Here is a 13,377-nt window from a genome sequence, read left to right as displayed (position 1 = left end):
CCGCATCACGCAGGGCGGAGGAGAGGATGATCTACCTACCGAACTTCAAACTTCTTTGCCGCGACCGACGCAGCCTTTCGCAGATGCTCTTCAGGGTCGCCCTGCGCGATGGCCGTAACCCGCTGCTTGAAATCAGCGCGATTCAACTTTCCTGCCGTCATCAGCGCCAGCTTCCGGACACCGGAGTCATGGTCATTCAGTGATTTCATGACCATATCGGTGGGAGCGGCCGCGGCCAGATTCTGCAGTCCCTGAGCGACCGCAATACGAACCTGCGGATCGTGGTGATCGGCGGCCTTTCGTAAAACCTCAACCGCGCCTGCGCCCCCGATCAAGCTCGCAGCGTAGACGGCCTTGGACGATTTCAACGGATCGTTGGCCTCGGCAATCAGTTGTAAGTGCGGCAGCGCCTCCTGCCCCAGCAGAGCCAGCGCGTCGTAACTGGGCTCGTCTTTGTCGATTTCAGCTAGTACCTGCTGCATTGTGATTGGCATGTTCTTGTCTCCCGGCTAATTCGTAAAGGCGCTCGCCAGCATCGTCGTCTTCTCTGAAGCGATAATGTCCGGCGGAGGGTTAGTAATATTGTCGGTTCCCAGTCCGGTCATCAGCCGGTTGTTATCACTGATATGCGATAGCCCCAGGACGTGGCCGATTTCATGCGCCAAGGTCCATGCGCTGGCCCCGCTTGCGACCACTGCTCCGGGCTGGTTGGCCGGATGGCTGGCACAGCCGTTGTAGGGCGGCTGCGTGCTACGCACGAAGTAGGCCACCACATCGTTCGCCGATGCGTTATTCCGGTTGGCAAATAGCTGTGTCTGCTCCGCGGTCACCGTCCCCATCGTACAGGCGCCGACATCGATATCGTTCAGAGCCGTCAGGTTCAGGACCTCAAACGACACATATTTGACACCGACTTGCGCGGTCGCATAGGTCAGCCGCATATTGGAAATCATCTGGTTAATCGTGAATCGCGTGGGCGCCGTGAGACACTTGACGTGCAACCGCACCGTTTCACGGCAGGCCAGCGCCCCTGTCCCCGGGCTCCAGTAGATAATCCGTGCTGGAATTCGCTATATGCGGTATATCCGTGCTCAATCATCGCTGGTCGGGTATCAGAAAACTCGCTCCATCATGGTCGATAGAGGAATGGGGTGCTGTGGGGGTGGGCGCAAAGACGAGCTGAAATGAGTGGCCACGGGGGCTCATCCGTCAACGGATGGAATTTCCTCGTTGCCAGCCCAACTAAATGGTTATGAGAAAGTAAATGTCAGATGATGGTGTTGGGGGAATGACATTTTACAGCGATCGTGAGTTGGAGACTTATGGTGCTTTCATTTTTCCCAGCACTCCCTGCCACGTGCTGCCGATTAATTAATATTTTATTATTAACGGATACCGAGAATAGGACATGACGTTTTAAGCTGAACAATTCAGCGTCGTACCGGTGTCCGGCAGCGCGTGCGGAACCTCACTCTTCCGCTGGCGTTGTATGAAAGAGATTCAGACATGTATGACAGGTTCATAATCGGCTGAGAAAGAAGAGTGAGGAAAAAAATAGGTGGGAAATCACAGGACGGGGGGGAGAGGATTGGAAGGGGAGAAAAGGAGGGGAAATGAAGGGAGAGAGATGGGGAAGGCACTACGACACAGATAGACTTAGGCAGTCAGAGGGTGATTGTTATCCTTTCAACAGCCAGGACTGGTCTATAAAAAACGGCGCTGCTGTAAAAGTGAGAGAACTGCTCGGATCTGTCAAGGTCTGAGTACTCTCGAGGCTCACCCCCACTCTGCCGAAAACCGGCGCAGATTTCTTCCACCACTGCGACAATATGTTGTTGCTGAATTTGGTCAAACCACTCAGTGCAATTTTGTATGCGCAACCGGTCAGATTGGCACGACAGCCTCCATCGCGAGGGCCTGGTCGTGCATGATTGATCACGCACCACCGCATTCCCCTCCCTGGGTTGGAACCTTTCTCCGACTGTTCGTCCTATTGCCTATAAAGCGCGATGATGAGACTCATAGTCTGGGTTACACCGTCGCCGTTGACCGCCCCTGGGCCATCACGTCTCCTTAATGGGCGTGCCGTCATAGGGCAACATCTTGCAGAGACCGCCGCGACCTCCCGTCGTCGACATCCGGCGCAGAACCTCACATTCGTCTATCGATTCGCGTGCTGGATGGATCACAGCATGAACCCGAATTCCCACATGAGGCCCAGCGACTTCAACGTCTCCACGGCCCGCAGATTTTCCGCCACGGTGATTTCCTTGTGAAGCACGTCGAGTCCATCGTCCGATCCCGATTCCAAACCCATGTACACCAGATACAACCCGGCATCCCGCAAGGTCGCAAACAGCTCAGGCTCAACCGCATCTGCCCGACAACTGATTTTCCAGATGACTTTTCCGACCAGGTCCCGGCGATGCAGTTCATCGACCAGACCGAGGGCCCACCGACGCCACGACGGGCCAAAGAGGGGGAAATCATCATCCTGGAACAGGAACAGGGTAATGCCACGGTTCTGATAGAGGTCCTTCATTTCGCGGACCACTTCGGCAACTTTCCGAATCCTAACCACTCGTCCCGGAGCGGCCCGGTAAAACATATGAATAGAGCAAAAGGAACAGGTCCGGGAACAGCCGCGTGACGCCAGGATGGGCATCGTGCGCTGACCGAGGATCGCCGTCGGCTCGTACTGCCGATAGGGAAAGGGCAACACATCGAGGTCGTCCAGAAGATGCCGAAGAGGATTGCAGACGAATCGCCCGTCTCGGCGATACGCGAGGCCATCGATCATGTGCCAGTCCTGGTCCTGAATGAGTGCCTCCACGAGCTCGAGCAGGGTCACTTCCCCTTCGAATCGAACCACACTATCTACCTCTGGAATCAACTCAAGCGTTCGCTCGTGACTTAGGCTTGGAAAGTGCCCGCCGATTGTAAAATGACACCGGACGCCATGGTCCCGCAGGTATTGCATCAATGTACGGAAGCGAGGCAAGTAAAATTGAAAGATGAGCGAAAACCCGACCACCACCGGGGCTTCAGCTTCCACCGTCGCCAAGATCTGCTCCGCCGCATCTTCGAAATCGAGCACCTTCACGCGATGCCCTCGTCGCATCAGCGTTGCGGCCAGATATCCGATGCCAAGGTTGCCTTGCTTCTGAAATCCGATCAAGACCACCGGTCTGGTCGCTTCCTGTTGGCTCAAAGCCTGAAGACGGGGCATGTCCGCTCTCTGTTCCAGCACAGTGAGTGATCTCATAGCCTCCTCCCAAGGAACGGCCGCACCGACGCGTGGAAACACCCGACACGATCATCTCGTGTCGAACCCGCTTCCTGCACCACGGAATCCTCTGAAAAGGAGCGGCCTCGGGCCGTGGGGAGCGGCCACTCCCTTCCATTGAGGATCTGGCACTCAGCTATTTTCCGCCGAACTTCTTAACCATTTCCATCGACTGCTCAATCGCTTTCATGTTTTGTTGCATGATCGCCCGCTGATTCTCCAACTGAATCAATGCCAGCTGACTCAGCGCTTCCTTCGGAAGGTTTGCACGCTCGAAGAACCACCAAGGCACAGGATCCCAATTGATCGGCACTCGCCACTTGAATACTTCCGGCAATGGCAGTTCCGGATTCATGCTGGGCTTTTCCATTCGGTCCTCCTTTGGTGAGTAGGCTCATGATTGCGATCGTCGCGATCGCGGGGTTCCCCCGGCCACGCAGCGCACAGAAAGTGACGACATGTGCAGTCACCCGTAAAGGAGCAAGCAAAATATCGGCCAGTTTTCGGCTGTCATGTCATTTACCTACTAACAATGATTTGGATGGTCTTTAGTTATGAAAGGATCTCGCCTTCCTGTATACAATGCGATACTCACGTATCCAAATTGATACGTATACGCATCGCTAAAATGGTTGTTTAACAGAAAGCCAAATGACGGAGCGTCAAAGCGACAACTTCACCAGAGATGTTCGGGAATCGCCGACGAGGTGCCTCGCACAAGCCGTCAATGTGGTTCCCGCGAATTAATGCTTGTGTGGGCTTCAAATCGGTGGAGTGGACAGATCCCAATCAGTCGGTTTGACCGCCCCGGGATCAGCAGATTATAAAGCGCAGGCAGGTGTAACGGAGCGCGCCCGTCACGTCATCATCTGTCGATGGGACACACGTCGTGCAGCGTTGCACTACAGCAACGTGTCCTCAAACCATTGCAGGGTGATCAACTGACACACTGCATCGAACATGGAATCGCAACTGGTCAACCTCGAAAGACAGGCCGCCTGCATTCGAACCACTACGAAATCTTACCCACGCGGCACACGGTATCGCAGTTCTGCGAAGCCGGGCCCGATCGCACGGGCCGACTCCAGGATGAGGGAGGGCGAGGTGATCCGGCGAGGCAGGAGCGGCTTGCCTGATCCGAGGGTGACCGACCCAACCTGCACGATCAGTTCGTCAAGGAGTCCGGCGTCATAGAACTGCCCGACCAAGTCACCTCCCCCGACCAACCAGACGTTCCGGCCACGCGCCGCTTTCTTCATGTCAGCATGAACCGGGCGAACGTCCCCGCGTACAAATCGGACGTCCGCACCTTCCACGTTGGGAAGGCGACGACTTGAGAACACCCAGGTGGGCTGAGAATAGGGCCAGGCGACCTGTTCTCGCCCGTCCGGACGGATGACGTGGCGCAGCATCCATTCATAAGTGGCAGACCCCATCGCCAGGGCGCCGACCTCCTTGATGAACGACGGATACCCTGTCTCGTTGATATCACCAAGGGGGAAGAGCCAGTCCAGAGAATCGTCGAGGGTCGCGATGAATCCATCGAGACTTGAGGCCGTGTAGTACTGGGTGGTCATAGGCGATACCTCTCCTTGCAGGCACGCACCGATTCAGCTTGTTCGGCAACACGAGGCAGCGGGAAGGCTGAAGAATTCGTCTGACGGCGCACCTTGCGATCGCACGATTCGCGCGCTCACCCTTGCCGCCAAAACGATCCGCCGAACGCGCGGACGGCCAGATAGGCCACGTTGCACTTCCGGTATGCAATCTTACTCTGCGCCATCAATTCCAGAAAGAGCTTATCGGCCTCCCGTCGATCAAAGCGCTTGTCGACCGGCATGACTTCGCCATCAGGCAAGGCCACGGTCCGACGAAGCCATAAATCAAATCGTATACGATCGGCGCAACCAGCGAGAGTTCGAATGAGGCGATGAAGTTCCATACCACACATGGACTACTCGCCAAGTCGGCCTAGAAACCACGCTTGGCCGTCACAATGAACCTCTCCAATGCCGCATACCGACAATCGTCGAGCAAGCCCCATTCGGCGTTGTTGTACGTCAGTGCCGGTTCGGGCGACTCCATCGTCCGGCGCAGACTCACCCGGGAGTCGACTGCCGGTGCCGACGCAGGCGTCTTTGCGAGACGTGATTGAATCTTGCGGGTGGAAATTTTCCGGTTCGCCTCGCCGACGTCGAAGCTGAACGATTTGGTGAGACCCGCCACGAGACTATTGTTGTCGGCCAACGCCGGAGGCTTGCCCGTCGCGGGCCGCTGAGGTGGAGAGGCACGCTCCACGACCTTGTCACGACTGACCGTGAGGGAGATCGATCGGTCGCCGTCGCTCATGTTGAGGGGGACCGTTCCCCCATGCTCGATTGGGTGGTCGATCCGGGGTCATTGCTCAATAAGCTGCGTGAGGTCTGCGTTCGTGTGCGTCAACTGCGCGGGGACGATGACGGCATAGAGTCTCTGCGTAAAATGTCCCCAGCAGGCTACAGGCTGATTGCGACGCATTGCCAGCTCACTCTTCCCCCCTGCACCTCAACCGGAGAGACCGTCCGTCCAGGATGCACTGTTTACTGAGGAAGCGGGAGGGTCAGTAGGATTCCCCCCATCACGTCATGCGGCTTGAAATCTTTCTTTGGACTATTGGGGTGCGCATTATGGCAACTTACGCAGGTCTGGGACAGGGCCCTGTCCGGGTACAGCGCCTGGAAGACGGGCTTGCCCCCCTCGGTCGTCACACCGGTATGGGGACGATCGGGATTAACCAGGATCTCGGTCAGACCGGCCCGCTCGAAGTCGGTGACCGGCCGATTCGTTTTGTTGATCGCCCAATTACTGATCAGCCGGAATCGAACTCCATTGTGTCGCTGGGCGACGAGCCGACCCGATTCAATCAGGAATTGAGCAGGAAGGGGGAGCCTCGATGTCTCTCTCCAATTTTCTGCGGCGAAGACAATCCCCCGCAACTGCATCCGCTCCACGATGTCGGTAGCGTAGAACTCCCGATCGGCCTGGATCACGCTATGCACATAATCAGCGACGATGTCGGCCGGCAAACAGGGGACCGCCTTCGCCTCCTTGCTCGCAGCACTGAACACCCACTGACTCAACAGGATGGTTGTCAGGATGCCGACTACGAGGCCGGTGAAAAAGCCTTTACCAGTCATGCTGCACCCACCTTTCTTGTCCCCACCCCTGTGGTTGCCTCACTCCTCGAACACAGCCAAACGCCTCCCGGCCGGAACCTGCGCGTCGCCGCACGAAAAAGCATACGCCTACAAAACAGATAAATCGAGATCATGGACCGGCCTGCGTGCAAATCGTTACAATGTTCGTGACGATGGCGTCTGAACAACGTGATTCCACTCCGTCGGGAGCGGATTCAGCACTCGCTTCTTCGGGAGATGCAGGCCATGACGGGCAGACTTGATCCGGGATCCCATCAGTGGGCCAGGCATGAGCGGGTCATTGTATTCGACGGTGTGTGTAATTGGTGCAATGCCTGGGTGAACTTTGTGATCGCGCACGATCCCCACGGGCAGTTCAAGTTCGGCACCCTTCAATCCGACCAGGGGCAGCAGATTCTGCATACGCTGCAGCTTTCAACCGAAGACTTTTCCACCTTCCTCCTACTGGAGCAGACTCACGTCTACACCAAATCCACGGCTGCGCTGAGAATTGTCCGACACCTCTCAGGCGTTTGGCCCCTATTCTCGCTCGGCATGCTGATTCCACGCCCCCTGCGTGATGCCCTGTACGACTATGTTGCGCGTCATCGTTACGAGTGGATGGGGAAGACCGACGCATGCCGGCCCCCCTCCACCGATGAGCGCGGACGGTTCGTCTAAGAGCTGAGCAGGAAATTTCGCCGCACGCAGCACACAGCCGTAGCTTGAACCATTCACGGGAACCGCGTAGACTTTTCCTTGTGATGATCATACCGGCGCAGATACTCACCCCTACTCTCAGATGCCATACAAGGAACCACCCTATGAACCGCATGGTTTCAGCATCCATATTCGTCGCAATCGCGACGGCCCTATCCGTTCCATCATCGGCGGTCGCGCAAACCTTTCCAGCGTCGGTCACAGAAAAGATTCAAGCGGCACAGAAACAGGTCAAAACGATCGGCATGGAGGAGTATCGAAAAGTCGTCGCGAGTCCCGGCGAGGCATTAATCATAGATGTGCGCGAGCCGCAGGAATTCGCGGCCGGACATGTGCCGGGCGCGGTCAACATTCCCCGGGGACTGCTCGAATTCCAAATCTGGAAACAGGTCGGGTTTCCGGACCACCTCGACACAAACAAACCTGTCTACCTGCAATGCCAAAGCGGCAATCGGGCCTCCCTTGCGGCCCAATCCCTTGCGGAGTTGGGGTTCACCCATACCACAGCCGTCGTAATGGGGCTGGATGATTGGCAAAAGGCCGGCCATCCCTTAGTGAAGTAAGCCGTTTCTCCGCCAACACTTCACCTGTCACTGTCCAGGCTGACGCCGCACCCATAGCTGACTCACTCGTCGTTCCAGCCTCGCGTTGTCTGCTTCAGACACATCAACAGGGCTTCGTCATGCCGCTGTTGATCTTGTGGTCCATCCTGATCTGGGGCTGGGTTCTAATGCATCACGTGTGACGCCTGCCATCTAATCCCTGTTCTAGGTCTCGCCGCGAAACCTGAACCATCCTCTACCGGGGCATGCTCATTTCAAACCTTCATTCTCGATTTTCGCACCTCTGCGGTATGCTCTCTTGTGAGAAACGGGACGCCATGGTTGGCATGGCCCCCCCCCCACAGCCATCGATGAGAAAGGGGTACATGTTATGCGATTCGTGAAAGTGAAGGATGAAGAGCGTACCGGTGAGGTGGCAATCAATCTCGATCTCGTCCGGGAAGCGCATTTCGGAGGGGGCTTGCTACATATCTATTTCGAGCGCAGCTCTTCCGCACAGGACGACATGACGTTTACCGGGGAAAATGCTCAGAAAATTTGGGCGGCCATGGGATAGCGCAAGCAAGAGTGCCTATGCGACGACACATGTTCGAGGCTCACTCGCCCCACAGCACCCCGGAAATATTGGTCCCTGCAATCACGGTAAACGTCTGATTGCCGAGCGTATAGGCTCCGGCCGGAAGGAGGCCTGAGAAGGAACCGCTCTCAAGGATTTGTGCGCGCGCATGTTCAATGCTCGCTCGCTGGTCCCCGGCAAACGGCATCGCCGACGGAACCAGCTCCGGGCCGAACGGTTCGCCTTCCTTGCCTTTCCCTGATCGCTTTGACCGTGGAGCGATACTGACTGCCCCATAGGTCTTGTCGATCGCCGTGAGTTCATCGTCCACCGCTTGCAACTGTGGATCGTCTGCCGTCGAACCGGCCGCCATCAGCGCCGTTCTCGCACGTTGCGCCAATGATTTGTACCGGCGGATATCACCCAGGTTGCGGGCTGCCTGCGCGCCGAGAAAGTGAAGATTCGCGGGATTCGGCGCAAACACGAATGCCTCCTCTCCCAGCGTTTCAATCTTGCGATAGGCTCGCTATCCACTCCCGACCAGGCATTTTTCGCAGCAAGCAGGTTCATCTCTTCGGTGAGGCGTTGAACCTCGGCACGCACCGCATCGGCATTGTCCCCCTTGCTCCTGAACAAACGAGGCACAGACCCGGCTCCCCCGAGGCGATACTGGGCCACGTGCGCCAATTCGTGAGCGAGAAGCGCGCGACCAGCCGATGTCTGAGGCGCATAGACACCTCGATCAAACACAATTTTCTCCCCGATTGAAAAAGCGCGTGCGTTGACCGAGATCGCAGCGTTCTCCGCGCGAGCGTCCGCGACAATTCTTACTCGCCCGAAGTCCATGCCGAAACGCGGCTCAAACAGCGCCTTGGTCGCCTGAGTCCAGAGGGTCGCCTCCTGAACGCGAGACCTGCTTCACCGCCACGGAGGGTCCTACCCGCACCACATCCTGTAACGATCCCTGCCCACGCATTCTGTCCCTCACGCCACGACCAAGACCAGACATCTCCTGCGGCCCCTGTGCGAGATGGCGCGCGACCTGTTCGGCCTCCTGTTCAGCAAGGCCGGTCGGGCTACCGACGAACAGAGGCTCCCCCGCAGCAGCAGGACGATGAGGAAACACCGGTATCCGGCCGAGGTCATGGTGAAGCCGAGGCCGGTCTTGCCGGACAACATTCCTTTCTCCCGGAGGTGGATTCGCTTCAGCGCGTGAGGAAGGAGGTCGTCCGATCACCTGACCGGTGTCGTCTCCCCGCTGCTGCAACTGTTGATGGCCGGGCCCTGCCAGCAATGCCCCCTCTTTGACAAGCTGCGCCACTGAATCCACGTGGCACAAGACTCACAATGCCCAGCGTGGGAGCTCGCCGCAGTTCTTTCCCTCCCACGACCCGTCCTGGAATTCCTTCAAGACGATTCCAGCCATCTGTTCCAACTGCCCCGGCGTTTGTCCATTCGTCGGATCCTGCTCATCCACAAAAAGTTCCTGGCCGGGATCCCATTTGTAGATTCTGGCTGGTTTCGCACGATCGTGCGGCTGAAAGGACACGACATCGCATCCGGAATCATACCGTATGTCGTGAGTCTTACCCAATCGCCCCTGAGACTCTTCCACGATGTGTTCCGGCGAGGGATCCACGGCTTCCGGCTTTGCGCTTGCCGCTCGACTCGCCGCCGGTACCGTTTCCCCCCTGACGCTGCCCTGGCCTTGCAGATCGAGAGTCTCCTCTTCTCCGCACATGTTCACCACAGTCATCAGCCTCGGAGTAATCTCCAGAATTCTCCATGGGCCGATCCAGAAGTCATGCTGCCGCTGGTCGCCGTACTCGCAATCGGGACGCCCTTCAATCAGATGATCGGCTCGAAAGACGCCGAAGACGATTGGGATCGCTTCTCAGGCTGACCTGCGCAAAACAACAGGCGGGGCTTTGCGGATGGTAAATGGCATCGAGCCAAAACAGCTGCGCAAAAGGGATACGGCAATCCGGCGCGGGCAATCCGGCGGCAAGGTCACCGGACGGGTGGGATATCCCGCTCTGTGTCGACTCGGCAATTTTGACCTCGCCAAATCCCGCACGCTGTAAAATCGGGGCACCGGCCGAGGCGCCGCCGCCACGACTTTGTTGCACCACATGCGTCAATTCATGAGCCAGCAATCCTCGCCCTATCCTGGTCTCCGGCGAGAACTGCCCGTTGCCCATCACGACGTCCCGACCAACCGTATAGGCCCGCGCCTGAACCGCCGTAGCGGAAGCCGCCGCCTTCCCATCGTGATGCACACGCACCTTCCCAAAATCATGCCCGAAACGTGACTCCATCTGCGCACGTAGTCCGGCCTCCAGCGGCTCCCCCGGCAACGCGAGCACCTCGTCGACGACGGGTGGGATGGCGCCAGTCCAGCTGTGCGGGAACCTGTCTGTCACCTGTCTGGCTCGACAATCCTGACAGGTGTTGCCGCAGGAGCAGGATCGATCACCGCGCCGCCCGTCCGACAATACCGCACTTCTACTGGAGACACTCCCGGAAGGACGTGACTGAGTTTGCATCCCGGTCATCCCGCACCTCCGATGTCACGGATCGAATCTGAACTGGCGCGCATACCAGCCGAGATAAAACTCGATCCCATTCTGTTCGATCATCAGATCGATCCGCGCGCGCTCCATCCCGGCTTCTTCCAGCTCCCAATACCTGAGAGCTGCATCTCGCGGCAGGTCTTCAGGAGTAATCTCATCGAAGAAGATCGGCTCTCCGCCCGTCGGCTGTACGTAGTATTGTTCGCGATCCAGATCCACCCCATATTCCACTTCTCGCCACGTGCCGTCCGGTGCCTGGGAATGAATCCATTTCTGGATTCTCGCCTTCGCCCGACCCCGGCCTCCGCGTGTGCTCAATTGCATGTCCTTACCCGATGGATTCACATAGCCAGGCTGAGCCGCTGCGCCAGGATGGCTGTGGGCCACCATGATCCACGGCTGGCTGGTATCCCCCGGATAGACGAACTCACCCCCCCCACCCACAACCACCACGTAGGTCCCTTCCGGATAATCCGATGTGCCTCTGCTCCGGAGCAACGCCACCTCGACATTGGCGCCCGCTCTGTTTTCCGCCCAACCGAAATAGACTTCGCGCAGGCTGCTCTTCCGAGACGCAAACGCCACCACCGTCCCAGGCGCCTGATGTCCCGGCTCTTGGATCAGGACGGTACAATTCGTCGGCTTATCCGAGAACCGGCACCAGGTGCCATTGGGCTGTTCTCTCCAGGTGTGGCCATTGCCCAAATCCACCTCATTGACATACTTTCCATCGCCCCCGCTGGTGGGCCGCTTCGTAGAACGTTTCACGACGGCCAGTTCCTGATCGGCCAAGTCCTGCGGGAGGGCATCGGGAAACTCAACCTGATTGCCGGTTCTGGCCAACAGCGCCTGTTCCTCGCGCGTGAGGTTGGGCAACCCCTGAGGGAGTCGTGCTGCGACCGAGGGACTTGAGTTGGTGGACGCATCCGGAACTGCAACATGGCCCGGTGCCTGATCGGGAAGCCGCGTCGCTGAAGGTGTGGATGTGTCGGGCAAATCAGGAAAGACCAGCGCGAAATCGCGGAGCATCCCAGCCACACGAGGAACCTGCCTCATCGCAGCCAACGACTTTTGCATTATTGCCATGGGACCGATTTCAATGCCGACCAACGCGAGCAGGAGCTCGATAATCGTGGGGCCAATCAACTTGCCGACCTCATAGGCGAAGATCGGCAGGCTCTGCTGCAGAAGTGTATCGAGGACATCCGCCTGGCTTCGCCCGAACTCCTCCCCCAACGAAGCGGCCAATTCCTCTCCGTCCGGATCGCTCAGCAGCAGAATCGTCTCGCGCGCCGCCGCTTCGATGGCCACCCACTGTTGGGGATTCAGCCATTGCACGAGCTCAAGCATTTCATCGACCAGTCCACGAACGGCCCCGATGGCAAACGGGGTCGGGAAAACCATATTGAGGGCGGCCATACGACGAAGCCGGGCCGCCAAGGCTGTAAAATTCGCCCTCTCCAGCCCCACAAGCATGCCGTTCACAAAGGCCGACGCGTTCTGAACCTTCGACACCAAGGGATCTTCAAATTCTCCGCCGGTGTGGGAGAAGAGTTTACCTGCGCCAGGCGGTGACAGAACCCCGCCGTCCTCCGTCACAAACGCTTCGACTTCCGTCCGGCCTTGCACGTTGGAGACGGAATAGTTGCCTCGCTCGTTCGTCCCCTCGTGAAATAGGGTCTCGGCGTTGGTGAATCGGGAATAGCGGCCGGAGAGCCCTTCCCATTCCAGCCGATACAGCCAGAGACGACCATATTCATGGAGAATGACAATCGGCTCGCGCCGCGCAATGGCCTCCACAATCGCGTGGCTACGTTGTGTGTCAGGCACACTCACCGCAAGCCGCTCGCGCGCGATCAAACTCGCCGGCCACGAATTTCCCCAGGTGCCCACCTCTTGGCCTGCAAAGAGCGGTGGACGATCCGCGAGAAACTCTTCGGAACCTGGTTCCTCGTCGGTGTAGAACATCGGCGCAATGGTCGAATGGGTCTGCACCTGAATAGAGGCGCCGGCCGCAAACAGGCTCGCGACACGACCGGCTTCGGCTTCCGCCGGATCGCGACGGGACGCCAGTCCTCGCCGCTCAGCGATAGGTGCTGGAGTCTGACGATATTGCAGGATATGCGCGACTTCGTGCGCCACCACACGCGGGGAAGGATTCGGTGAAACGAAGACCAGCGTTTCCGGCCAGGCAGCAGCTCGGGCACCGGAGTCTCTCAGGAGAGCGGAGGCGCCACAGTAGGCCCGTACACCGGACAGATCGGCGGAGAAGGCTCGCTCCATGCCGATCCGGTAGGGAACCGGGCCTGACGCCCCACGTGGATATATTCCGAATCGGCTCGGGTGGTACGTAAACCGAGGTGAGAGGGAACCGGACGCTCGTGTGCCTGCGTCAGAAGTCTCGTCGAACGCAGGAGAGGCCACCGGGGCATTCCGGCGCAGCGTCGCCCCGCCTTCCTGCTGCACGGACGCTGCTCGTGCCTGATTGACCCGCTCCATCGAT

15 protein-coding genes are annotated in these 13,377 nt (G+C 58.2%); 3 read left to right on the top strand and 12 right to left on the bottom strand.

The features are described 5' to 3' along the window. Nucleotides 1-35 precede the first annotated feature (35 nt). The 8 genes from V9G17_17165 to V9G17_17130 form a co-directional block, all read right to left on the bottom strand. Entirely contained in the window at nucleotides 36-494 is a 459-nt protein-coding gene (locus tag V9G17_17165; protein MEI2754325.1) for a HEAT repeat domain-containing protein, read from the bottom strand. A 15-nt stretch (nucleotides 495-509) separates the two neighbouring features. After that, nucleotides 510-953, bottom strand: a complete 444-nt coding sequence (locus tag V9G17_17160) for a matrixin family metalloprotease (GenBank protein ID MEI2754324.1) — start codon at nucleotides 951-953, stop codon at nucleotides 510-512. Nucleotides 954-2,185: 1,232 nt separating this feature from the next. Continuing rightward, the gene (locus V9G17_17155; protein ID MEI2754323.1) at nucleotides 2,186-3,265 is read right to left on the bottom strand and encodes a radical SAM protein; all 1,080 of its coding nucleotides are present in this window, start codon (nucleotides 3,263-3,265) and stop codon (nucleotides 2,186-2,188) included. A gap of 157 nt (nucleotides 3,266-3,422) precedes the next feature. Beyond that, nucleotides 3,423-3,656, bottom strand: coding sequence for a hypothetical protein (locus V9G17_17150; GenBank protein ID MEI2754322.1), 234 nt, complete (start codon nucleotides 3,654-3,656; stop codon nucleotides 3,423-3,425). Nucleotides 3,657-4,308: 652 nt separating this feature from the next. Further along, a complete protein-coding gene (locus V9G17_17145; protein MEI2754321.1) occupies nucleotides 4,309-4,863 on the bottom strand; it encodes a dihydrofolate reductase family protein in 555 nt (184 codons plus the stop codon). A 116-nt stretch (nucleotides 4,864-4,979) separates the two neighbouring features. Beyond that, nucleotides 4,980-5,228 carry a DUF1353 domain-containing protein gene (locus V9G17_17140; GenBank protein ID MEI2754320.1) on the bottom strand — a complete coding sequence of 83 codons (249 nt, stop codon included), beginning with the start codon at nucleotides 5,226-5,228 and terminating at the stop codon, nucleotides 4,980-4,982. Nucleotides 5,229-5,257: 29 nt separating this feature from the next. Continuing rightward, a complete protein-coding gene (locus V9G17_17135; GenBank protein MEI2754319.1) occupies nucleotides 5,258-5,635 on the bottom strand; it encodes a hypothetical protein in 378 nt (125 codons plus the stop codon). 230 nt (nucleotides 5,636-5,865) lie between these two features. Continuing rightward, nucleotides 5,866-6,462, bottom strand: a complete 597-nt coding sequence (locus tag V9G17_17130; GenBank protein MEI2754318.1) for a DUF3365 domain-containing protein — start codon at nucleotides 6,460-6,462, stop codon at nucleotides 5,866-5,868. A 246-nt stretch (nucleotides 6,463-6,708) separates the two neighbouring features. Here V9G17_17130 and V9G17_17125 point away from each other — a divergent pair, with 246 nt between their 5' ends. The 3 genes from V9G17_17125 (at nucleotide 6,709) to V9G17_17115 (ending at nucleotide 8,301) form a co-directional block, all read left to right on the top strand. Then, on the top strand, nucleotides 6,709-7,143 hold the full coding sequence (locus V9G17_17125; protein ID MEI2754317.1) for a thiol-disulfide oxidoreductase DCC family protein: 435 nt from the start codon (nucleotides 6,709-6,711) through the stop codon (nucleotides 7,141-7,143). A gap of 143 nt (nucleotides 7,144-7,286) precedes the next feature. Continuing rightward, nucleotides 7,287-7,745 carry a rhodanese-like domain-containing protein gene (locus V9G17_17120; protein ID MEI2754316.1) on the top strand — a complete coding sequence of 153 codons (459 nt, stop codon included), beginning with the start codon at nucleotides 7,287-7,289 and terminating at the stop codon, nucleotides 7,743-7,745. A 370-nt stretch (nucleotides 7,746-8,115) separates the two neighbouring features. After that, nucleotides 8,116-8,301, top strand: coding sequence for a hypothetical protein (locus V9G17_17115; GenBank protein MEI2754315.1), 186 nt, complete (start codon nucleotides 8,116-8,118; stop codon nucleotides 8,299-8,301). A gap of 40 nt (nucleotides 8,302-8,341) precedes the next feature. Here V9G17_17115 and V9G17_17110 read toward each other — a convergent pair whose 3' ends face one another. The 4 genes from V9G17_17110 to V9G17_17095 all read right to left on the bottom strand — a co-directional run bounded on the left by V9G17_17110 (nucleotide 8,342) and on the right by V9G17_17095 (nucleotide 13,373). After that, entirely contained in the window at nucleotides 8,342-8,785 is a 444-nt protein-coding gene (locus V9G17_17110; protein ID MEI2754314.1) for a hypothetical protein, read from the bottom strand. An 858-nt stretch (nucleotides 8,786-9,643) separates the two neighbouring features. Further along, complete coding sequence (locus V9G17_17105; GenBank protein MEI2754313.1) at nucleotides 9,644-10,057, bottom strand: hypothetical protein; 414 nt, start codon at nucleotides 10,055-10,057, stop codon at nucleotides 9,644-9,646. Nucleotides 10,058-10,145: 88 nt separating this feature from the next. Continuing rightward, nucleotides 10,146-10,724, bottom strand: coding sequence for a DUF4157 domain-containing protein (locus tag V9G17_17100; protein ID MEI2754312.1), 579 nt, complete (start codon nucleotides 10,722-10,724; stop codon nucleotides 10,146-10,148). Between the two features lie 147 nt (nucleotides 10,725-10,871). After that, nucleotides 10,872-13,373, bottom strand: coding sequence for a DUF4157 domain-containing protein (locus tag V9G17_17095; protein MEI2754311.1), 2,502 nt, complete (start codon nucleotides 13,371-13,373; stop codon nucleotides 10,872-10,874). Nucleotides 13,374-13,377: the final 4 nt, after the last annotated feature.

The organism is Nitrospira sp. (assembly GCA_037045225.1).
In the GTDB taxonomy this organism is placed as follows: Bacteria; Nitrospirota; Nitrospiria; order Nitrospirales; family Nitrospiraceae; genus Nitrospira_A.
The sequence above is the reverse complement of the archived record's forward strand: the minus strand, read 5'-3'. Positions and strand labels throughout refer to the sequence as shown.

What these genes read in the sequence shown, in the direction of transcription:
- V9G17_17130 (MEI2754318.1), bottom strand. Translation starts at nt 6,462, where the DNA reads ATGACTGGTAAAGGCTTTTTCACCGGCCTCGTAGTCGGCATCCTGACA.
- V9G17_17155 (MEI2754323.1), bottom strand. Translation starts at nt 3,265, where the DNA reads ATGAGATCACTCACTGTGCTGGAACAGAGAGCGGACATGCCCCGTCTT.
- V9G17_17125 (MEI2754317.1), top strand. Translation starts at nt 6,709, where the DNA reads ATGACGGGCAGACTTGATCCGGGATCCCATCAGTGGGCCAGGCATGAG.
- V9G17_17095 (MEI2754311.1), bottom strand. Translation starts at nt 13,373, where the DNA reads ATGGAGCGGGTCAATCAGGCACGAGCAGCGTCCGTGCAGCAGGAAGGC.
- V9G17_17160 (MEI2754324.1), bottom strand. Translation starts at nt 953, where the DNA reads ATGATTTCCAATATGCGGCTGACCTATGCGACCGCGCAAGTCGGTGTC.
- V9G17_17105 (MEI2754313.1), bottom strand. Translation starts at nt 10,057, where the DNA reads ATGACTGTGGTGAACATGTGCGGAGAAGAGGAGACTCTCGATCTGCAA.
- V9G17_17165 (MEI2754325.1), bottom strand. Translation starts at nt 494, where the DNA reads ATGCCAATCACAATGCAGCAGGTACTAGCTGAAATCGACAAAGACGAG.
- V9G17_17140 (MEI2754320.1), bottom strand. Translation starts at nt 5,228, where the DNA reads ATGGAACTTCATCGCCTCATTCGAACTCTCGCTGGTTGCGCCGATCGT.
- V9G17_17120 (MEI2754316.1), top strand. Translation starts at nt 7,287, where the DNA reads ATGAACCGCATGGTTTCAGCATCCATATTCGTCGCAATCGCGACGGCC.
- V9G17_17150 (MEI2754322.1), bottom strand. Translation starts at nt 3,656, where the DNA reads ATGGAAAAGCCCAGCATGAATCCGGAACTGCCATTGCCGGAAGTATTC.
- V9G17_17145 (MEI2754321.1), bottom strand. Translation starts at nt 4,863, where the DNA reads ATGACCACCCAGTACTACACGGCCTCAAGTCTCGATGGATTCATCGCG.
- V9G17_17115 (MEI2754315.1), top strand. Translation starts at nt 8,116, where the DNA reads ATGCGATTCGTGAAAGTGAAGGATGAAGAGCGTACCGGTGAGGTGGCA.
- V9G17_17135 (MEI2754319.1), bottom strand. Translation starts at nt 5,635, where the DNA reads ATGAGCGACGGCGACCGATCGATCTCCCTCACGGTCAGTCGTGACAAG.